The sequence below is a fragment of the Kitasatospora phosalacinea genome, from assembly GCF_030268885.1.
GTDB classification, from domain to species: domain Bacteria; phylum Actinomycetota; class Actinomycetes; order Streptomycetales; family Streptomycetaceae; genus Kitasatospora; species Kitasatospora phosalacinea_C.
This window is the reverse complement of the sequence record NZ_BSSA01000031.1, coordinates 81800-102056: the sequence shown is the minus strand read 5'-3', so window position 1 is coordinate 102056 and position 20257 is coordinate 81800. Positions and strand designations below refer to the sequence as shown.

Annotated in this window: 18 protein-coding genes; 8 read left to right on the top strand and 10 right to left on the bottom strand. The window is 76.2% G+C overall.

Annotated elements, in window-relative coordinates:
* Nucleotides 1–119 precede the first annotated feature (119 nt).
* Together QSK52_RS32110 and QSK52_RS32105 are read right to left on the bottom strand one after the other, a co-directional pair.
* Nucleotides 120–941, bottom strand: coding sequence for a PhzF family phenazine biosynthesis protein (locus QSK52_RS32110; protein WP_285739752.1), 822 nt, complete (start codon nucleotides 939–941; stop codon nucleotides 120–122).
* 144 nt (nucleotides 942–1085) lie between these two features.
* Nucleotides 1086–2051 (bottom strand): acetylxylan esterase, encoded by a 966-nt coding sequence (locus tag QSK52_RS32105; RefSeq protein WP_285739751.1) that lies wholly within the window; start codon nucleotides 2049–2051, stop codon nucleotides 1086–1088.
* Nucleotides 2052–2280: 229 nt separating this feature from the next.
* Here QSK52_RS32105 and QSK52_RS32100 point away from each other — a divergent pair, with 229 nt between their 5' ends.
* The 4 genes from QSK52_RS32100 to QSK52_RS32085 all read left to right on the top strand — a co-directional run bounded on the left by QSK52_RS32100 (nucleotide 2281) and on the right by QSK52_RS32085 (nucleotide 6742).
* Nucleotides 2281–3300: a LacI family DNA-binding transcriptional regulator gene (locus QSK52_RS32100; protein ID WP_285739750.1), complete on the top strand. Its 1020-nt coding sequence runs from the start codon at nucleotides 2281–2283 to the stop codon at nucleotides 3298–3300.
* Between the two features lie 210 nt (nucleotides 3301–3510).
* Complete coding sequence (locus tag QSK52_RS32095) at nucleotides 3511–5106, top strand: cellulase family glycosylhydrolase (protein ID WP_285739749.1); 1596 nt, start codon at nucleotides 3511–3513, stop codon at nucleotides 5104–5106.
* Nucleotides 5107–5256: 150 nt separating this feature from the next.
* Nucleotides 5257–5949 (top strand): lysophospholipid acyltransferase family protein, encoded by a 693-nt coding sequence (locus tag QSK52_RS32090; RefSeq protein WP_285739748.1) that lies wholly within the window; start codon nucleotides 5257–5259, stop codon nucleotides 5947–5949.
* Nucleotides 5950–5998: 49 nt separating this feature from the next.
* Nucleotides 5999–6742: a DUF6585 family protein gene (locus tag QSK52_RS32085; protein ID WP_285739747.1), complete on the top strand. Its 744-nt coding sequence runs from the start codon at nucleotides 5999–6001 to the stop codon at nucleotides 6740–6742.
* Between the two features lie 25 nt (nucleotides 6743–6767).
* Here QSK52_RS32085 and QSK52_RS32080 read toward each other — a convergent pair whose 3' ends face one another.
* Nucleotides 6768–7538 carry a polysaccharide deacetylase family protein gene (locus QSK52_RS32080; RefSeq protein ID WP_285739746.1) on the bottom strand — a complete coding sequence of 257 codons (771 nt, stop codon included), beginning with the start codon at nucleotides 7536–7538 and terminating at the stop codon, nucleotides 6768–6770.
* A 33-nt stretch (nucleotides 7539–7571) separates the two neighbouring features.
* A complete protein-coding gene (locus QSK52_RS32075; RefSeq protein ID WP_285739745.1) occupies nucleotides 7572–7937 on the bottom strand; it encodes a hypothetical protein in 366 nt (121 codons plus the stop codon).
* Nucleotides 7938–8069: 132 nt separating this feature from the next.
* Between QSK52_RS32075 and QSK52_RS32070 the strand changes: the two genes are divergently transcribed.
* Entirely contained in the window at nucleotides 8070–9008 is a 939-nt protein-coding gene (locus tag QSK52_RS32070; protein ID WP_285739744.1) for a DUF389 domain-containing protein, read from the top strand.
* 272 nt (nucleotides 9009–9280) lie between these two features.
* On the opposite strand, the gene QSK52_RS32065 is transcribed toward QSK52_RS32070, so the two are convergent.
* The 5 genes from QSK52_RS32065 to QSK52_RS32045 all read right to left on the bottom strand — a co-directional run bounded on the left by QSK52_RS32065 (nucleotide 9281) and on the right by QSK52_RS32045 (nucleotide 16150).
* Nucleotides 9281–10387: a PucR family transcriptional regulator gene (locus QSK52_RS32065; RefSeq protein WP_285739743.1), complete on the bottom strand. Its 1107-nt coding sequence runs from the start codon at nucleotides 10385–10387 to the stop codon at nucleotides 9281–9283.
* A gap of 68 nt (nucleotides 10388–10455) precedes the next feature.
* A complete protein-coding gene (locus tag QSK52_RS32060; protein ID WP_285739742.1) occupies nucleotides 10456–12153 on the bottom strand; it encodes an MFS transporter in 1698 nt (565 codons plus the stop codon).
* 74 nt (nucleotides 12154–12227) lie between these two features.
* Nucleotides 12228–12728 carry a flavodoxin family protein gene (locus QSK52_RS32055; protein ID WP_285739741.1) on the bottom strand — a complete coding sequence of 167 codons (501 nt, stop codon included), beginning with the start codon at nucleotides 12726–12728 and terminating at the stop codon, nucleotides 12228–12230.
* Between the two features lie 7 nt (nucleotides 12729–12735).
* Nucleotides 12736–13626, bottom strand: coding sequence for a universal stress protein (locus tag QSK52_RS32050; RefSeq protein WP_285739740.1), 891 nt, complete (start codon nucleotides 13624–13626; stop codon nucleotides 12736–12738).
* A gap of 124 nt (nucleotides 13627–13750) precedes the next feature.
* Entirely contained in the window at nucleotides 13751–16150 is a 2400-nt protein-coding gene (locus QSK52_RS32045; RefSeq protein ID WP_285739739.1) for a glycoside hydrolase family 65 protein, read from the bottom strand.
* A 119-nt stretch (nucleotides 16151–16269) separates the two neighbouring features.
* Here QSK52_RS32045 and QSK52_RS32040 point away from each other — a divergent pair, with 119 nt between their 5' ends.
* The 3 genes from QSK52_RS32040 to QSK52_RS32030 all read left to right on the top strand — a co-directional run bounded on the left by QSK52_RS32040 (nucleotide 16270) and on the right by QSK52_RS32030 (nucleotide 18355).
* Nucleotides 16270–16962, top strand: a complete 693-nt coding sequence (locus tag QSK52_RS32040; protein WP_285739738.1) for a response regulator — start codon at nucleotides 16270–16272, stop codon at nucleotides 16960–16962.
* Nucleotides 16963–17075: 113 nt separating this feature from the next.
* Nucleotides 17076–17381, top strand: coding sequence for an SHOCT domain-containing protein (locus QSK52_RS32035; protein ID WP_285739737.1), 306 nt, complete (start codon nucleotides 17076–17078; stop codon nucleotides 17379–17381).
* Complete coding sequence (locus QSK52_RS32030; protein WP_285739736.1) at nucleotides 17378–18355, top strand: Acg family FMN-binding oxidoreductase; 978 nt, start codon at nucleotides 17378–17380, stop codon at nucleotides 18353–18355. The genes QSK52_RS32035 and QSK52_RS32030 overlap by 4 nt, the downstream gene beginning before the upstream one ends.
* A 24-nt stretch (nucleotides 18356–18379) precedes the next feature.
* On the opposite strand, the gene QSK52_RS32025 is transcribed toward QSK52_RS32030, so the two are convergent.
* Nucleotides 18380–20098: a sensor histidine kinase gene (locus QSK52_RS32025; RefSeq protein WP_285739735.1), complete on the bottom strand. Its 1719-nt coding sequence runs from the start codon at nucleotides 20096–20098 to the stop codon at nucleotides 18380–18382.
* Nucleotides 20099–20257: the final 159 nt, after the last annotated feature.

Below are 20257 nucleotides of genomic sequence, written 5' to 3'. Positions count from 1 at the left end.
GTCCGGCCGCGTGCGTGGTGATGCCCGGCGGGCCGACAAATCCCAAACAGGACAGTCAGAACGTCAGTCAGGCGGAGGGTCAGACCCGCCGGCAACAGCACCACGTCACATCCTCACTGTCAGGCGTGCAGCTCGCCGTCGATGACGGTGACGGCCCGGCCGGTGAGCAGGGTGCGGGGGCCGCGCAGGCGGGTGCGGACGGTGCCGGTGCGCGGGCCGCCCTGACGGCCGGTGAGGTCGTCGCGCCCGAAGCGGGCCGACCAGTACGGGGCGAGGGCGGTGTGGGCGCTGCCGGTGACGGGGTCCTCGTCGATGCCGAGGGCGGGGAAGAAGCAGCGCGAGACGAACTGGTGGGCGCCGTCGGGGTCGTCGGCGGCGGCGGTGGCGATGATCCCGCGGGCGGAGAGCGGGGCGGCGGCCAGCGCGGCGAGGTCGGGGGCGAGGTCGCGGACGGTCCGCTCGTCGGCGAGTTCGACCAGCAGGTCGCCGAGGGCGGCGGAGGTGTCGTGGACGGCGACCGGTTCGGCGCCCAGGGCCGCGGCCAGTGCGGCCGGGGCCGCGACGGGGGTGAGCGTGGAGGTGGGGAAGTCCAGGGTGATCGCGCCGTCCTCCTCGGCCTCGGCGGTCAGGACGCCGCAGCGGGCGGTGAAGCGCACCGGCCCGGTGGCGGCGCCGGTGGTCCGCAGGACGTGCGCGGTGGCCAGGGTGGCGTGCCCGCACATGTCCACCTCGGTACGGGGCGTGAACCAGCGCAGCGCCCAGTCCGCGTCGCCGCCGGGCGGCAGCGGGTGGGCGAAGGCCGTCTCGGAGAGGTTGACCTCGGCGGCGACCCGCTGGAGCCAGGGGTCCGCGGGGAAGCCGCCGCCGTCCAGCAGCACGACCCCGGCCGGGTTGCCGGAGAACGGACGGTCGGTGAAGGCGTCGACGACTCGGATGCGCATCCCCGGAACGTACGGCAGCGGCGCGGGCCCGTCCAGGACCGCACGACCGCAGAACCGCAGAACCTCAGGACCGCAGAACCTCAGGACCGCGCCGGAACAACCGCACCGGAACGGACGGCCCGCCCGCCGCCCGCCCCGGCCGGCTCAGCGCACGGAGGCCGCGAAGGCCAGCGCCACCGCGAAGTGGTGGCTGCCGCCGCCCTCGTGCCCGTTGTAGGGGTAGACGCTGATCTCCTTCGGGCCGCGGTAGTGGTGGTAGGAGGCGAAGACGGTCTCCGGCGGGCAGGTCTCGTCCATCAGCGCGACCGAGTACAGCGCCGGGGCGCTGGCGCGGGCCGCGAAGTTGAGGCCGTCGAAGTAGGCGAGCGTCGCGAAGACGGTCTCCACCTTGTCGCGGTGGACCTTGCAGAACTCGGCGACCTCCTTGTACGGGAAGGCGTCGGTGATCTCGGTGGCGCGGCGTATGTGCTGCAGGAACGGGACGTCCGTGACCACCCCGGCCAGGTCGGGCACCAGGCCCGCGACGGCCAGCGCCAGGCCGCCGCCCTGGCTGCCGCCCACCACCAGGACCTTCTCCGGGTCGATGCCGGGGTGGGTGCGCACGGCGTCGACGGCCCGCACCGCGTCGGTGTAGAGCCTGCGGTAGTAGTACGTGGCCGGGTCGAGGACGCCGCGGGTCATCGACCCGGGGTGGGCCGGGCCCGCGCCGGGCCCGTCGTCGGGGGTGTCGCCGGTGGCCCAGGTGCCGCCCTGCCCGCGGGTGTCCATGACCAGGTGCGCGTAGCCCGCGCTGGCCCACCGCAGGTGGTCGTGCGGCAGCCCGCGGCCGCCGCCGTAGCCGATGTACTCGACGACGGCGGGCAGCGGCCCCTCGGCGCCGCGGGGGCGCACCAGCCAGCCCTTGATCGGCTGTCCGTCGTAGCCGGGGAAGGTGACGTCCTCGACGGTGACGGTGCTGAGGCCGGTCTCGACCGGTGCGGTGTCCAGGCGGGCGGGGACGGCCCTGGCGGTGGCCAGGGTGTCCGCCCAGAAGGCGTCGAAGTCGTCGGGTTCGGTGCGTTCGGGCCGGTGCTTGCGCAGCTCCGGGAGGTCCATGGAGAGGAATGCCATGACCGCCCACAATAGGGCCGTCCGGCGCCCGGGCCAATGCCGGGGCGGACGTCCCGGGAACGCGCTCAACCGCTTAAGCCGCGAAGTGCCCGTGCCGTTCCGGCGGTCGGTCCGGCCGCCCGGGCCCCCGGGAACCGCTCCGCGGGACGGCGATCGGTGGTATTCCTGTCCCGGCAGGGGTTCCGCGAGGACGGCTCCACCCGGGGGACGACGAAGTGACGGCGCAGCGGTGAAACGGGTCACGATCGGGGAGATCGCGGAGCGGGCGGGCGTCTCCACCGGCGCGGTGTCGTACGCGCTCAACGGCCGCCCGGGGGTGTCCGAGGAGACCAGGCGGCGGATCCTGGAGATCGCCGACCGGCTCGGCTGGCGGCCGAGCCTGGCCGCCCGGTCGCTGTCGGGTTCGCGGGCGCACAGCGTGGGCCTGGTGCTGGCCCGCCCGGCGGACACCCTGGGCGTGGAGCCGTTCTTCATGCGGTTCATCGCGGGCCTGGAGCGCGAGCTGTCCGGGCAGCGGACCGGGCTGCTGCTGCAGGTGGTCGAGGACCACGCCGCGGCCGTCGAGGCGATCCGCCTGTGGTGGGCCGAGCGCCGGGTGGACGGCCTGGTGGTCACCGACCTGTACGCGCAGGACGCCCGGCTCCCGGTGATCGCGGAGCTGGGCGTCCCGGCGGTGCTGGCCGGGCGGCCCCGGGGGGACGGCGCGCTGGGCGCCGTCTGGGCCGACGACACCGCGGCGGTGGACTCCTCGGTCGACTACCTGGTGGCGCTGGGGCACCGCCGGATCGCCCGGGTCGCCGGACTGCCCGCCCTCGACCACACCCGGGTCCGGGTGGCGGCCTTCCGCGCGGCGGTGCTCCGGCACGGTCTGGGCGAGCCGCGGGTGGTGGAGACCGACTACACCGCCGAGGAGGGCGCGCGGGCGACCCGGGCCCTGCTGTCCCGGCCCGACCGGCCGACCGCGATCCTGTACGACAACGACGTGATGGCCGTCGCCGCGCTCAACGTCGCCCAGGAGATGGGCATCCCGGTGCCCGGCGAGCTGTCCGTCCTGGCCGGGGACGACTCGCAGCTGTGTGTCCTGGTCCGCCCGGCGCTGACCGCCCTGTCCTGGGACATCCAGGCGTACGGGCTGCACACCGCGCGGGTGCTGCTGGAGCTGATCGACGGCCGCCCCGCGCGCTCGCACCAGGAGCGGACGCCCGTCCTCACCGTCCGCGGCAGCACCGCGGCGGCCCCGGCGGGCTGAGAAACTTTCGGCCCGCCACGCGCCGTTTCCGCTTCTCCGCCCGCCTTCCGTTGACGGTCCGTCAATTCCTGTCCTACGTTCCGGAAAACCGGCCGGGTCACCCCTTTGCGCCGCGCACTTAAGCGCATAAGCACCGCACTGCCCGCCCGGTTCCCCCGTTCCGGCGGAAATTCCCCCACCGGATTCGACGCGCCTTCAGGAGGGTTCTCCATGCGTCGCACGCCCCCCGTCCCCCACCCCGACCCCGACCCCCGCCGCCCCCGCGTTCGCACCCGCACCGCCGCCGGCGCGGCCGCCGCCGGGGCGCTGGCCCTCGCGGCGGCCGCCCTGGTCGCCCCGCCGCAGGCCGCCCAGGCCGCCGAGGTCCACTGCAAGGCGGTGTACACGGTGCAGAACGACTGGGGCAGCGGGTTCCAGGCCACCGTGACCGTCACCAACCTCGGTACGGCGTGGACCAGTTGGACGCTCGGCTTCTCGTACGGCGGCAACCAGTCGCTGTCCTCCGGCTGGAACGGCAGCTGGACGCAGTCCGGCCGGGACGTCACGGTCACCAGCCTGCCCTGGAACGCGGCCGTCCCGTCCGGCGGCAGCGTCGCGCCCGCCGCGACCTTCGGCTACAGCGGCGCCAACGCCGGCCCGACCGCCTTCACGGTCAACGGCGTCCCGTGCGACGGGTCCGGCCCCACCGCCCCGCCGACCAGCCCGCCGCCGACCAGCCAGCCGCCCACCACCCCGCCGCCGACCGACCCGCCGACCACCCCGCCCGCGGGTCCCGCCCCGGCCCTGCACGTCTCCGGCAACCGGCTGGTCACCGCCGCGGGCGCCCCGTACCGCCTGCTGGGCGTCAACCGCTCCAGCGGCGAGTTCGCCTGCGTCCAGGGCAAGGGCGTGTGGGACGGCCCCGCGGACCAGGCCACGGTCGACGCGATGCGCGGCTGGAACGTGCACGCCGTGCGGCTCCCGCTGAACGAGGAGTGCTGGCTGGACACCACCAGCGGCACCCCGGCGGGCGGGACCACCGGCGCCGCGTACCGGAAGGCGGTCAAGGACTACGCCGACCTGCTGGTCGCCAACGGCATCAACGTGGTCCTCGACCTGCACTGGAGCCACGGCCAGTACACCGGCCCCGGCACGGGCTGTCCGGACACCGGCGCGACCTGCCAGAAGCCGATGCCCGACCTGCAGTACGCCCCCACCTTCTGGAAGCAGGTCGCCGAGACCTTCAAGGGGAACGACGCCGTCCTGTTCGACCTGTTCAACGAGCCCTACCCGGACGCCGCCGACAACTGGGCCGACGCCACCGCCGCCTGGACCTGCCTGCGCGACGGCGGCAGCTGCCCCGGCATCGGCTACCCGGTCGCGGGCATGCAGAGCCTGGTCGACGCGGTGCGCGCCACCGGCGCCACCAACGTGGTGATGACCGGCGGCCTGACCTGGACCAACGACCTCAGCCAGTGGCTCGCCTACGCGCCGAAGGACCCCACCGGCAACCTGATGGCCTCGTGGCACTCGTACAGCTGGAACGGCTGCGTCACCGCCTCCTGCTGGGACAGCACGATCGGTGCGGTCGCGGCGAAGGTCCCGGTCCAGGCCGGTGAGATCGGCCAGAAGACCTGCGCCCACGACTACATCGACCAGGTGATGGCCTGGGCCGACGCGCACGGGGTCGGCTACAGCGCCTGGACGTGGAACCCCTGGGGCGGGTGCAGCAGCGGCGGCAACGTGCTGGTCACCGACTGGAACGGCACCCCGACGTCCACCTTCGGCGAGGGCTACCGCGCCCACCTGCTGACCCAGCGGCCGTAGCCGCAGCTCCCCCGGCGGGGTGAGTACCCGGGTTGAGTACCCGGACTCAGGCCGGACGGGGCGGCCCGCCCCCACCATGGACGGGCCGCCCCGCCGCGGACGGCGCCCGCTCCCGTCCCGCGCCCGTCCCGCTCCCGGAGGCCACCAGCCGTGCTGAGCACCGTCGCCCGCACCGTCGTCCCGCTGCTCGGCCGGTTCACCGTGACCGCGGACGAGGGCGCGGTGCTCGCCCCCGGCAGCATCGTCGCGGCCAACCACTCCTCGCTGGTCGACCCGGGCGTGGTGCTCGCCGCGGTCCGCCGCCTCGGTGTCCGGCCGGTCGTCCTGGCCACCGCCGGGCTGTGGCGGATCCCGCTGCTGGGCGGCGCGCTGGCCCGCGAGGGCCACGTCCCCGTGCACCGGGGCACCGCGCAGGCGGCCGAGGCGCTGGAGGCCGCGGCCGAGGCCCTGGCCGCCGGACGGGTCGTGGTGCTCTACCCCGAGGGGCGGCTCCCGCTCCGGCGCGACGCCGCCGACGGCCCGCCCGGCCCCTTCCGCACCGGCCTGGCCCGACTCGCCGCCAGCGGCGCCCCGGTCGTCCCGCTCGGCCAGGTCGGGGCCCGCCGGATCAGCTCCGGCTCCCCCGCCAAGCAGCTCGCGGGCCTGGCCACCGCCCCGCTGCGCCGCCCCGGCGTGCACGTCCACTTCGGTGCGCCGCTGCGGCTCGACGGCGACGTGGCGACCGCCACCGCCCGGGCCCACGCCGCCGTGACGGCCGCCTGGCGCACCGCCGCCGCGCACCTGACCGCGGCCGCCCGACCGGACCGCCCGACCGGGCCGCCTGGACGCCGCCCCCCGAAGTAGGGAAAGCTGCGACATCCAACAGCGTTCCTCTCCAACGGAGTTGAGGCCCATGCCCGACACGGTCCCGGCGGCTCCCCCGCCGCCCTTACCGCCCGCCCTCGCCGAACTCGCCGAGCAGCACGGACTGGGCGCCCTGACCGCGACCTTCAGGCCGCAGAAGTTCGGCGTGCTGATCAAGACCTCGTTCTACGTGACGCTGGCGGTGCTGCTCTTCCTCTTCGTCGTGCCCGCCGTGGTCTTCTACTACGTGTCGCTGCGCCGCACCCCGGACTTCAACCCCCGCCAGGCCGCGAAGCGGCTGCACCTGTTCGAGCACGGCCTGGTGGTCGACGACGAACGCGGCCCCGGCCGGACGGTCGTGCGGTGGGACGAGGCCAGGCTCTACGAGGAGCAGACCCGGAACGTCATCAACGGCGTCCCCGGCCCGGTCATGTACACCTGCGTGCTGCGGACCCCGGGCGCGAGCGCGGTGGTCACCCAGTTCTACCAGCACCCCCGCGTCTGGTCGCAGGCCATGCAGCAGGCCGTCCTGCGGGCCCAGGGCGACCGGGCGCAGCGGGCGTTCCTGGCCGGGGAGGTGCTGGACTTCGGCGAGTTCGACCTCTCCTCCGCGGGCATCGCCCACCGCAAGCAGCTGCTGCCCTGGGACCGGCTGGCCGGGGTCGAACTCCGCGGCGGGGCCGTCCTGCTGCTGCAGGACGGCGAACCGGCGCCCTGGGCCCGCGCCGCGGCCGGGAGCGTCCCGAACCTGCACCTGTTCCTGGCCCTGGTCGAGGCGCACCGCGCCGACTGAACGCCGCCGGGCCCGGCCGGGCCCGTCAGCGGTAGATCGTGCCGGGCTCCGCCGTGCCGGGGGCGAGCAGCTGGCTGACCGTCACGAAGGTGTACCCCTGCCCGTCGAGCGCCTCCAGCACGGCGGGCAGGGCCGGGACGGTGCCGCCGTGCAGCGGGTGCAGCAGGACGATGCCGTCGCGCGCGGCCCCGTCCAGGACCCGCCGGGTGATCAGCGCGGTGTCCTCGGTCGCGTAGTCCTTCGCGGTCACCGTCCACAGCACCTGGGCCAGGCCGAGCTCCCGGGAGATCCCGGAGACCCGGTCGTCGGTGCGCCCCTCCGGCGGGCGCATCAGGGTGGGCCGCCGTCCGGTGAGCTGCTCGATCGCGTCCGCCGTGCGGCCGAGCTCCTCGCGGACCTGCTGGTCGGAGGACTCGGTCAGCCGGGGGTGGTTCCAGGTGTGGTCGCCGATCTCGTGCCCCTCCGCGGCGATCCGCCGCACCAGGTCCGGGTGCAGGTGGAGGTCCCGGCCCTCCAGGAAGAACGTCCCCGCGGCGTGGTGCTGCGCCAGCAGGTCCAGCACCCGCGCGGTCGGCTCGCCCGGGCTGCCGTCGAAGGTCAGCGCGATGCACTTCGCCCGCGCGCAGTCCACCTGCCCCGCCCCGACCGGTCCCTTCCCCCGCTCGCGCGCCTGCGCCGGACCGACAGTCACCATCGCGAAGCTCCGCACCACCACCACCGTGACCAGCGCCGCCACTGCCAGCACCGCCACCCCCAGCAGCGCGTAGAACCGCGGCCGCCGCCTCACCCTTCCCATGCCACGAACCCTACCCGTGCCTTTTCGCCCGATTCACCCGGCTCCCCCGCCGCGCTGCCGGGCCGCCCACTCCCGCATCCGCCGGACCGCCACCGGGTTCTCCGCGGCGGCGGCGTCCAGCACGGTCACCGCACCGTCGCCGAGGTCGACCAGCCGGTGCTCCATGGTGCCGGTGGCGACGATCGACAGCACCGCGAGGAACTCCTCCTGCACCTGGCGGCTCACCCGCTGCTCCCCGAGCTCGACGACGTACGCGTCCTCGGCCGCGGCCAGCGAGCGCACCGCGCCGCTGAGCAGCCGCCCCAGCAGCCGGAACTCGTCGGGGTCCATCCGCGCCCGGAGGGTGTCGAGGTAGAGCCGGACCCGGTCGGCCCGGGTGGGAGCAGCGTCGTCAGCCATCCGGCCATCCTGCCACCCCCGCCGGGACGGGCCTCCGGGGGCCGCAGCCCGCAGGCGGGAGGCCCGGGGCCGCCGGCGGGAGGGGTCGGCCCTAGGGTGGGCGCAGACCGCGCCACCCGCCCGGAGGATCCCGTGCTCCAGCTCCGCCTGATCGTTCCCCCCGACCTGCGTGCGCAGGTCCTGGAGCGGCTCGACGCCCGCGTCGGGGTCGCCCACCTCGCGGTGCTGCCCGGCGGGGCGGTGCGCCCGGCCGGTGACCTGGTGCTGTGCGACGTGGCCCGCGAGGCGGCGGACGAACTGCTGGGCGAGCTGCGCGGGTTGGGGCTGGCCGAGCGCGGGGCCATCAGCGTGGACCAGGTCGGGCTGACCCTCTCCCGGGCGGCCGACCGGGCGGAGCGGGAGGCGCCGGGCGAGGGGGTCGACGCGCTGGTGTGGGAGGAGGTCTCCGAGGTCGTCCAGGAGGAGTCGACGCTCAGCTGGGTCTTCCTCGCGCTGCTGACGGTCGCCACCATGCTCGCCGCCTGCGGCGCCGTGCTGGACAGCGCGGTGCTGATCGTCGGCGCGATGGCCGTGGGCCCCGAGTTCGGGCCGCTCGCCGGGCTGTGCGTCGCCGTCGTGCAGCGCCGGGCCCGAGCGGCGCTGCGCTCCCTGCTCGCCCTGGCGGTCGGCTTCGCCGTGGCGATGGCGCTCACCGTGGGCTTCTCCCTGCTGATGGACGCCCTGGGCCTGTTCAGCGACGCGAAGTTCGCGGCCCTGCGCCCCAACACCTCGTTCATCTGGCAGCCGGACGCGATGTCCTTCGTGGTCGCCTTCCTGGCGGGCATCGCGGGCCTGCTCTCGCTGACCTCCGCCAAGGCGTCCGCGCTGGTCGGCGTGGCGATCTCGGTCACCACCGTCCCCGCCGCGGCCAACGCCGCCGTGGCCGTCGCCTACGGCGAGTACGCCCAGGGCTGGGGGTCGGCCGTGCAGCTGGCCCTCAACCTCTCCGGCATCGTCCTCGCCGGGGTCCTCACCCTGCTGGTCCAGCACGGTGCCTGGCACCTGGTCCGCCGCGGCCCCCGGGAGCGCTGAGCCGGACGCCCCGGCCCCCGCGGGTGCCGACGCCCTCCCCTCTGCGGCACCGGCACCCGCGGACCGGACGGGCCCCCGCCCCCGTTCCCCCCTGGCAGTGCGCGGCGGCCGGGCCCGGCGGCCCGTCCGCTCCCCCGTCGCACTGCGGCGCCGCCCCCGCGGCGCCCGGACGATCGTGGCAGGGGGCGGGGTGCGCGCACATTGCCAGGATCCGGCAGTCTTGACGCCCCGTCGGCGTCGGAATCCCGCAGCGGCGGCGTCCGGGAGGCCGCTCACAGCTCCCGCTGCGGCCAGCCGAGCAGGCGGGCGCCCATCGCGGCGGTCTCCAGGGTGTAGCGGTGCAGCGCGTCGGAGGGGTCGTAGCCGGTCAGCGCCTTGATCCGGTCCATCCGGTAGCCGAGCGTGCGGACGCTCACGCCCAGCCGCCGGGCGGCCTCCGCGTGGACGTAGCCCGCCTCGGCCTGCGCGGCCAGGGTGGCCAGCAGCGGGGCCGCGCCGCCGCGTGCGCCGCCGAGCGGTCCCAGCACGCTGCGCACCAGCTCCGCCATCGCGGCCCGGTCGCGCATCAGCACCGGGAGCACCAGCAGTTCCTCGGCCCGGAGCCGCTCGGCGGGCAGGTCGAGGCGCTGCGCGAAGTCCAGGGCGCCCAGCGCCTCGTCGTAGCTGCGCACCACCCCGCCCGGCCCGGAGTGGCGCCGCCCGGTCGCCACCCGCAGCGCCGCCGGGTAACCGGGGCCGGGACGGAGCGCGAGGGCGGCGAACGCCTCCAGCACCGCGCGCTCGCTGTCGGGGGCGACGCACACCAGCCGGCCGTCCTTGGTCGCCAGCAGGACGTCCCGTTCGCCGAAGCGGCCGACGAGTTCGCGCTCCACCCGGCGGGCCGACGGGTGCGCCTCGTCGTACGGCTGCGCGGCGACCGCGACCGCCACCGCGTGCGAGCGGGCCAGCCGCAGCCCGAAGCGCTCGGCCCGCTCGGCCAGCGCACCCGGGTCGCTGCGCCCGTACAGCAGGTCGTCGATGAACTCCCGCCGGGCCGCCTCCTCCTGGCGGATCGCCAGGCGCTGCGCCCGTTCGTGGCCCTCGCCCAGGGCGGCGACCGCGGCCTCGGCGGCGGTGAGCAGCGCCTCGCCGGTGCGGCGGAGCCCGCCCACCGACCCGGCCGCGGCGACGCCGGGCAGTGACGGCCAGGCCCGGCGGCCGGCGCCGAGGCAGTGCGCGACCAGTTCGCGCAGCCCGTGCCCGGCCTCCGCGGCGCGCTCGCCGAGCGCACGCAGCGACTCCAGTTCGGGGCGGTCCAGGTGGCGGCCGGTCCGGGAGACCTCCGCGAGCAGTTCCAGGTAGCGGGAGCCGAGCGCGGACAGGGCCGCCGGTTCTTCCATCTCACTGCTCCGCTGCCGCACGACCGTTGCCCGGGCGCCCGCCCCGGTCGGCGGACGACCCGCCGATCCTAACGACTCCGCGACGTCCCGCCGTCACCCGCCGCGTCGTCCGCCCCACCGTCTGCCGCGTCGTCCGTCGCGTCGTCCGCCCCACCGTCCGCCGCGTCCGTCCCGGGGCCGGACGGGCGCCGGTCGGCGGGGACGTGACGGGTGAACAGCAGGGCCCCGGCGGTGATCACCGAGCAGGCGAGGATGGCGGACTTCAGGCCCTGGATCTGCGCGTCCCGGTAGTGGTCGACCAGGGTCGCGGCCTCCTGCGGCGGCACCTCGGGGTGGGTGGCGAGGGCGGCGGACACCTGGTCGGCCGGGACGAAGGAGATGCCCGCCTCGACCTGGGTGCCGACCTGCTGGGCGACGGCCGCGCTGACCTTCGGGTCGCTCTCGATCCGGGCGGTGACCGAGGTGGCGAGCGCGCCGATCAGGATCGCGCCGATCAGCGCCGTGCCGAGCGAGGAGCCGAGGTTCTGCGCGGTGTACTGCAGGCCCCCGGCCTCGCTGCGCTCGGAGGTGCGCACGCTGGACTGCACCGTATTGCCGAGCTGCGAGGCGAGCAGGCCCAGTCCGGTGCCGAGCAGGGCCATCGCCCAGCCGAACGAGGCGCCCGCCAGCTCCGGCCGGATCGCGGCGATCAGCCACAGGGTCGCGGCGAGCAGCACCAGCAGCCCGGTCCGGACGACGGTCCGGGGCGAGGCGACGCGCAGCAGCAGCGAGCCGCACATCGAGGTGACGAGCATGGTCACGGAGACCGGGAGCAGCCGCAGCCCGGTCTCGAAGGCGTTCAGGCCCTGGACGACCTGGAGGTAGAGCGGGATGACGAAGAACAGGCCGAGCAGGACGGTGTTCTGGTTGAACAGGGCGATCAGCCCGGCGCGCAGCGGCCGGTTCCCGAACAGGGCGAGCGAGACCAGCGGGGTGGCCCCGCGGCGCTCCCGGCGCCGCTCGTGGGCGCAGAAGGCGTACAGCACGGCGGCGCCGAGGGCGACGACGAACAGCGTGGGCGCGAACCCGAGGACGGTGAACGGCGGGTTGCGCGGCTCGACCCAGCCCCAGGTGCCGCTCTGCAGGACGGCCAGGACCACCAGGGCCAGGCCCGCGGCGGAGAGCACGGCCCCGGGCACGTCGAGCCGGGTCCGGGTGGCGGGCGCCGGCTGCGGCGGGATCCAGCGCATCAGCAGCAGGATCGCCAGGACCAGCACCACCTCGCCCGCGAACACCAGCCGCCAGGTCAGGTAGGTGGTGACCCAGCCGCCGAGCAGCGGCCCCACCGCGATGCCCGCACCGGCCAGACCGCCGACCACCCCGTAGGCGACCGCCCGTTCGCGCCCCCGGTAGGAGCCGGCCACCAGGGCGGCCAGGGCGGGCAGCACCAGGGCCGCGCCCAGGCCCTCGACCACCGACCAGCCGAGGGCGAGCACCCCGACCGTGGGGGCGACGGCGGTCAGGCCGGAGCCGACGCCGTAGACGACCAGGCCGACCACGAAGACCCGGCGGCGGCCGAACATGTCGCCGATCTTGCCACCGGTCAGCATGAAGGCCGCCATCACCAGGGTGTAGAGGGTGATGACGGCCTGGACGGTGGTGACCTCGGTGTCGAAGTCCTCGACGAGCTGGCTGATCGACACGTTCATCACCGAGGCGTCCAGCACCATCAGGAACTGGGCGGTCCCGAGGACGGCCAGCGGTTTCCACGTGCTCGCTCTGTTCATCGCGCTCTCCCGTTCCCCGGCCCCGCCCCGCCCCGCCCCGCCCGGGGCGCCCCGGTGGTCGTCCCGCCACGGTCTCACCGCCGGGCGAGCTGCGCTCCCCAGGCCCGCGCCCGGTCGCTCTCGCCCGCGCGCAACGGTCCTTCGGTCCCCTCGACCAGGAACCCGGCGGGCTCGGCCGCGAGGTCGTAGTGGTGGCGGGTGAGGCGGGCGGCGATGCCGTCGGCTGCCGCACCGGCGTGCTTCACCTCGGCGCGGGTGTCGAACGCGGCGGCCCGGGCGCTCCCGCCGCCGTCCGGCAGGGAGTGGAACCAGGAACGCAGGCCGGGGCCGCCGTGCTCCGGAGCGCCCGACCTGGCGGCCAGGGCGCGGCTGACGCCGGTGGTCATGCCCCGCATGTGGGTGGGGCCGCCGACCACCAGCAGGTCCGCCCCCTCGACCGCGTCGGGCCCGGCCTCGGCGACCGGCAGGCACTGCACGTCGGCGGTCGGTTCGGCCTGCCGGACGCCCTCGGCGATCGCCGCGGCGACCTGCCCGGTGTTGCCGTACACGCTCTCGTGGACGATCACGGCACGCATGCTCCGTTCACCTCTCTCGTTGCAGTGGCTCCTCGGCCCCGGCCCCGGCGGGGACGGTGACCACGGGACAGGGGGCCCGGCGGACCAGGCCGTGCGGGACGGAGCCGAGCCGCATCCCGGTGAGGCCGCCGCGGCCGTGGCGGCCGACCACGACGGCCAGGGCGTGCGCGGAGATCCGGACGAGTTCGTCGACCGGGTCACCGGCGACGACCTCGTGGGTGAGGTCGAGGTCGGGTTCGTCCACGGCGCAGCCCGCGGTGGACTCGAACATCCGGCGCCGGAGCTCCGCCTCGCCCTCCAGCGGTTCGAACGGCCGGACGGGGGTGCGCCGGACCGAGACGGCGCGCAGGGCCGCGCCCCGGCGGGCGGCCAGGTCGGCGGCGAAGCGCCCCGCGGGCCCGCAGGCCGGGGAGCCGTCGACGCCGACCACCACGTAGGGCGGCTGGAGGGTGGTGTGCTCCGGTTCGCGCACCACCACGACCGGGCAGTGCGCCTGGGCGCTGACCGGCACCGTCACGGAGTAGCGGCTCAGCACCTCCGCCAGGCGGCCCAGGCGGCGGGTGCCGAGCACCACCAGCGCGGCCCCTTCGGACTCCGCGCACAGCACCGGGGCCGGGGGCCCGTCGCGCAGGACGGAGCGCGGGCGCAGCCCGGGGTGGCGTTCGGCCACCATGCCCTCGGCCTTCTCCAGCGCCTGGGCCCCGGCCTCGTGCCGGGAGTGCAGGTAGGCGGCGCCGTCGCCGCGCCGGTCGCGGGGCTCGTCGGGGACGGCGTGCACCAGGCGCAGCGGGAGTCCGCGCCGCTCGGCCTCGTCGGCGGCCCAGCCGACGACCACGGGGCTGACCTGCCGGGCGTCGACGCCCAGCACGATCGGGCGGGTTCCGGTGGGCGATGTCATGGCTCCTCCACCGCTGCGGCGGCCGTTGTCCGGTGACGGCCGGATCACTTCCACGGTAGGCAGGACCGGCGGGGCGGGCGAGGGCCGACCGGCCCCACCGGGCGGGACACCGGGCCCGTCCCGGTCAGAGCGCGAAGGTGCGGCTCCCGCCGGGGCCCACCCGGGCGGTGGTGCCGCGCAGGTGCACGGTGACGGGCTCCTGGTGGTCCGGGTCGAGGGCGACGGTCACGTTCTTCCGGTCGACGGCGATCCGCACGCCCCAGTGGCCGCGGTAGCGCAGGTCCATGGTGAGGGAGCCGAGCGCGGAGGGCAGCCGGGGGTCCAGCCACAGGGCGTCCTCGCGCAGTTCCAGGCCGGTGTAGCAGCGCTGCAGCAGGTCGACGGCACCGGCCATCGCCCCGAGGTGGACGCCCTCGCGGGTGGTGCCGCCCTGGGCGTCGTGCAGGTCGGCGGTGAGCGCGTCGCGGAAGTGCCGCCAGGAGGAGCGGCGGTCGCAGCGGGTCAGCACCCAGGCGTGCACGACGGAGCTGAGGGTGGAGCCGTGGACGGTGCGGGGCAGGTAGTAGGAGGCGGTGCGGCGCATCAGTTCGTGGCCGGCGGGGTGGCCGAGGCGGCGCAGCAGGTCGCGCACCTCGCGGGCGGAGAACAGGTACCAGAGCATCAGGGCGTCGGCCTGCTTGGAGACCCGGTAGCGGTTGGCGCTGTCGCCCTCGGCCTCCAGGATCCGGTCGAGGCGGCGCAGGTCGGGGTGGCGGCGGCGGTAGGCGTCCCAGTCGAGTTCGGCGAGGCGCTCGTAGCCGTCGAACTGGCTGATCACCCCGTCGTGGAAGGGCACGTGCAGGTGGCGGCCGATCTCCTGCCAGCGGTCGGGTTCGGCGGCGTCCAGGGCGAGGCGTTCGGCGAGTTCGGCGCGGCGGCGGGCGGGGAGGAGGTCGAGGGCGTCGGCGGCGCGGGCGAGCACCCAGGAGGCGAGCACGTTGGTGTAGGCGTTGTCGTCCAGCCCCGGACGGTCGGCCCAGGGGTAGGCGTCGTGGTACTCGTCCGGCCCGAGCACGCCGCGGATCGACCAGCGCTGCCGGGCGGGCGCGTACTCGGCGGCCGAGGCCCAGTAGCGGGCGGTCTCCACCAGGATCTCGGTGCCCGCCTCGGCGAGGAAGTCCCGGTCGCCGGTGGCCTGGTAGTACTGCCAGACGTTGTAGGCGACGGCGGAGCCGACGTGCCGCTGCAGGTGGCTGTGGTCGGGCAGCCAGCGGCCGGAGAGCGGGTTGAGGTGGACCCGGGCGGACTGCTCCTGGCCGTCGCCCGCGCTCTGCCACGGGTAGCTCGCGCCGCGGAGGCCCTCGGCACGGGCGGCGCGGCGGGCGGCGTCCAGGCGCCGGTGGCGGTAGCGCAGGGCGGCGCGGGCGAGTTCGGGGAAGCGCAGGTCGAGCAGGCGCAGGACGAACAGCTCGTCCCAGAAGACGTGGCCCCGGTAGGCCTCGCCGTGCAGGCCGCGGGCCGGGATGCCGACGTCCAGGTCGGCGGAGTGCTCGGAGCAGGTCTGCAGCAGGTGGAACAGCGAGAGGTGCAGCGGGCCGAGACCGGGGAAGTCGGCGTCGATCCGGCAGCGGCGCCACAACTGTTCCCAGCGCAGGGCGTGTTCGTCCAGCAGGGTGGTGAAGTCGGGTGCGGTGGCGGCCAGTTGACGGGCGGCGTCGAGCGGGTCGCCGGTGGCCGGATCGTGCGAGGTGTGGACGGCGACGGTCTTGTCGAGGGTGACGGGCACCCCGGCGGCGGCGTCCAGCCGGAAGGTGCACCCGGCCAGGCCCGGCCGGGTGTCGCCGTCGGACGCGTCCGCGGCGGGGTGCAGCCGGTGGCGGGCGGCGAGGGCGATGCGGCGGCCCGCGCCGGTGGCCGTCTGCAGCCAGAGCGTGCCGTCCGGTTCGGTGCCCTGGCCCAGCGGGGTCAGGTGGCGGGCGGTCAGCCCGGCGTAGCGGGGCACGCCGCTGTTGGTGACGGTGCCGTCGAGGGCGGAGCGGACCTCCAGCGGGCCGGACCAGTCCTCGGGGGTGAGGACGGTCTCCAGCGCGGCGAGGTGCGGCCGGGCCTGGCTGGCGATCCGGCGCTGGAGCAGCCGGGTGCGCCGGCCCCCGGCGTCGACGCACAGGGCACGGCGGGTGAGGACGCCGCGGCGCAGGTCGAGGTCGAGTTCCTGCTGCTCGGGCGGTCCGGTGAACCACTCGCCGCCCGCGCGGCGGAAGGTGACGGGCAGCCAGTTCGGGCAGTTGACCAGGTCCTCGTGGGCGAACATGCGTCCGCCCACCACGGACCCGGTGCGGTCGTAGCAGCCCGCCAGGTAGGTGCCGGGGTAGTGGACGCCGTCCGCGGCCGCCTCGGGCGCGGCGCCCCGGGTGGCCAGGTAACCGTTGCCGACGGTGCACAGGGCCTCGCGCAGCCCCTCCTCGGCGGGCTCGTACCCGCTCCAGCGCAGGGTCCACGGGTCGGGCTCCGGCCCGTCGCGCCGGGACGGGGGGTGGTGGTCCACGGTCCGTCTCCTGTCGTGCGGCTCCGGGTTCCAGTGTGCGCGCCGCCCCGGTGCCGCGCCGGACGGCCGGGCGGCGGGCAGAATCGGAGGGGACCGATCCGACGTCCCGGGGAGCCCTCATGGACGAGACCGAGCCCGGCGGCGCCGGGCAGCGCGTGACGGTGTTCCTGCTCGACGACCACGAGGTGGTCCGCCGCGGGGTGCGGGACCTGCTGGAGGCCGAGCCGGACATCGAGGTGGTCGGCGAGGCGGGCAGCTGCGCGCAGGCGCTGGCGCGCGTCCCCGCCCTGCGGCCCCGGGTGGCGCTGCTGGACGTGCGGCTGCCGGACGGCGACGGCGTGACGGTGTGCCGGGAGCTGCGGGACCGGATGCCGGAGCTGGCCTGCCTGGTGCTCACCTCCTTCGACGACGACGACGCCCTGCTGGACGCGATCATGGCCGGGGCCGCCGGGTACGTGCTCAAGCAGGTCAAGGGCGCCGACCTGGTCACCGCGGTGCGCACGGTGGCCGCCGGGCAGTCGATGCTCGACCCGGCCACCACCCGCAAGCTGATGGAGAGCCTGCGCCACCACGAGGAGAGCGGTACGGAGGCGGCGCTGGCCCGGCTGACCCCGCGCGAGCGGGAGATCCTGGCGCTGATCGGCGAGGGGAGGACCAACCGGGAGATCGGGCACGAGCTGTACCTGTCGGAGAAGACCGTCAAGAACCACATCTCCCGGCTGCTCGGCAAGCTGGGCGTGGAGCGCCGCCTGCAGGCCGCGGTGCTGGCCGCGCACGCCGAGGACGAGCACCGCCCGGCCCGGGAGCGCTGAACCCGACCGGCACCGCCGACGGGGCCGTCCGGCCCATGCGCGGCGCCGCCGCCCCGGCGCACCGTGGACGGTGAGGGGCGCCGCCCCGGCGCCCACCGGCCCGGGAGGCCGTGATGATGTACTGGGACGACCACGGGATGAACGGCTGGGGCGCCGGCCTGATGCTGTTCACCACCCTGCTGTTCCTCGGCCTGCTGGTCGCCGCGGCGGTGGTGCTGTTCCGCTACGCGGGGCGTGCGACGCAGCAGCGGCCGCCCGAGCAGCAGCGGCCGGGGCCCGAGCAGCGGCCCGGGCCCGAACAGGTGCTCGCCGAGCGCCTGGCCCGCGGCGAGATCGACCCCGAGGAGTACCGCCTGCGCCTGGAGGCGCTGCGCGGGGCGGCGGGGCCGGGGGCGGGCGGGGCGGGGTGGACGCCGTGAGCGCCCCGGTGCTGGACGCCGGCGCCCTGGAGACCCTGGTCTCCGCGGCGGTCGCGGCGCCGTCCGTCCACAACACCCAGCCGTGGCGCTTCCGGCTGGTGCCGGAGACCTCCGTGCTGGAGGTGCGGGCCGCCACCGAGCGCGCCCTGCCGGCCACCGACCCGCGGGGCCGGGCGCTGCACGTCTCGGTGGGGGCGGCGGTGCTCAACCTGCGCACCGCCGCCCGCCATCTCGGCTGGGCCCCCGAGGTGCGGCTGCTGCCCGATCCGGCGGAGCCCGGGCTGCTGGCCGGGGTGCGGCTGGAGGAGCCCGCGCCCTGCCGCCTCCCGGCCGTCGACGCGCTGTACGACGCGATCTGGCGGCGGCACTCGGCCCGCTCGCCGTTCACCGGGCCGCCGGTGCCCGAGGGGGTGCTCGCCGGGTTCGCGGAGGCGGCCCGGGCGGAGGACGCGGAGCTGCTGCTGCCCGACGAGGAGGAGACGGCGCGGCTGCTGCGGCTGACCGCCGAGGCCGAGCGCCGCAACACCGTCGACCCCGCCCAGCGGGCCGAGAGCCGCCGCTGGCTGCAGGGGGCCGAGCCGCGGCCGCTCGGCATCCCGGCCGCCGCGCTGGGCCCGCAGGACGCGGGCGGCCGCCTGCCGGTGCGGGACTTCGGGGCGCTCGCCCCGGAGCGGCACCTCGCGCCGGTGCGCTTCGAGGCGCACCCGCGGATCGCCGTCCTGCTGACCCGCGGGGACGGGCCGGAGGACTGGCTGCGGGCCGGGTTGGCGCTGGAGCACGTGCTGCTGGCGGCGACGGTGCACGGCGTGCGGGCCTCGCTGCTGCACCAGGCGATGGAGTGGCCGTTCCTGCGCTGGGCGGCCCGGGACGTCCGGCGCGGGCCCGCGTTCGTGCAGATGCTGGTCCGCTTCGGCTACGGCCCGGAGGGGGCACCGACCCCGCGGCTGTCGGCCGCCGAGGTGATCGACGGCTGACGGACCGGTGCACCCGCCGGGCGGTCAGTCGCCGGGCAGCGGGACCTGCCAGACCAGTTCGGTGCCGCCGGTGCTGCGGGCCCGCGCCCGGAACTCGCCGCCCAGCGCGGCGGCCCGCTCGGCCAGGTTCGCCAGCCCGCTGCGCCGACCGCCCGCGGGCAGGCCCACGCCGTCGTCGGTCACGGTGACCGTCAGGTGCCCCTCGCCCGTCTCGACCGCCACCTCGACGGCGCTCGCCTTGGCGTGCTTGGCCGCGTTGGACAGCGCCTCCTGGAGGACGGCGGCGACCTCGTCGGCGACCGGCCCGGGCACGCCGACGTCCAGCAGGCCGGTCATCCGCAGGGCGGGGGCGAAGCCGAGCAGCCCGGTGGCCCGTTCGACGGACTCGACCACGGCGGCGCGCAGGCCGTGGGCGGCCGGTCCGGCGTCGCGGGCCCGCAGCCCGAAGATGGTGGCGCGGATGGTCCTGGCGGTCTCGTCGAGTTCGTCGATGGCCCGCAGGACCCGGTCCCGGGCCTGGGGGTGGTCGATGAACCGGGTGGCGCCCTGCAGGGTCATGCCGACCGCGAACAGCCGCTGGATGGCCAGGTCGTGCAGGTCGCGGGCGATCCGGTCGCGTTCCTGGAGCAGGGCGACCTGTTCGGAGTCGCGGCGGCGCTCGGCGAGTTCCATGGCAAGGGCGGCCTGCCCGGCGAAAGCCGTCAGGGGCGTGGACTCGTCCGGTTCGAAGAGCGGCGACCCGGCCTTGCGGGCCAGCATCAGCACGCCGCGCACGCCGAGGTCGGCGGTGCCGATGGGCACCGCGACGGCCGGGCCCAGACCCTCCCAGCGGGGCGGTCCGGCGGTGATCCGCGGGTCGTGCTGGACGTCGGCACTGGTGACCGGGGTGCCGGTGCGGGCGGCCGCGCCCATGAAGGAGCCCTCCAGCGGGAGCACCAGGCCCTGGTGCTCGCGGGCGCCGTGGCCGACCGCGATCCGCACCTCCAGTTCGCCGCTGCCGGGCAGCGGCAGGGCGACCACCGCGAGGTCGGCGCGGGCGATCGCGGCGGCGCGGGCCACCAGCAGGTCCAGCACCTCCTGCTCGGCGCTGCCCGACAGCAGGCTGTTGGTGACGGCGGCCCCGGCCGCGAGCCACTGCTCGCGCAACCGGGCCCGGGCGTACAGCCGGGCGTTCTCGATGGCAACGCCGGCCGCGACGGCGAGCGTCTCCAGCACCGACTCGTCCTCGGCGTCGAACTCCTCCGCGCCGCGCTTCTCGGTGAGGTAGAGGTTGCCGAACACCTTGCCGCGGATCCGGATCGGCACCCCGAGGAAGCTGTTCATCGGCGGGTGGTGCGGCGGGAAGCCGTAGGAGGCGGGGTGGTCGGCGAGCCGGGCGAGCCGCAGCGGCCGCGGGTGGCGGATCAGTTCGCCGAGGAGGCCGTGCCCGGAGGGCAGCGGGCCGATCCGGCGGGCCTGCTCCTCGGTCAGGCCGACCGGGACGAACTGCGACAGTCTGCGGTCCTCTCCGACCACGCCGAGCGCTCCGTACTCGGCGTCGACGAGGGTCACCGCGGCCTCGACGATGTGTCGCAGCACCTGGGTCAGGTCGAGGTCGCGGCCGACCGCCAGGACGGCCTCCAGCAGGCTGTGCACCCGGTCGCGGGTGCCGCGCGCGGCGTCCAGACGGCTCTGCAACTCGTCCAGCAGGTCGTCCAGCTTGAGCTGCGGCAACGGGGTCGGGCTCTCTTCTGCGCTGCCCACCGCGATCCTCCGGGCTCGGTGACGGCGCCTTCCAGCGTAGGCGCGCCGCACCGGGGCCGCCGTCCGGGAAGCACCGTCGGATGGGGCCGGTCGGCCCCGCGGCGGGCCCTGGCAGGCCCATGGCCGCGGCCCGGGCCGCGGGGAGGCTGGAGGTGGGAA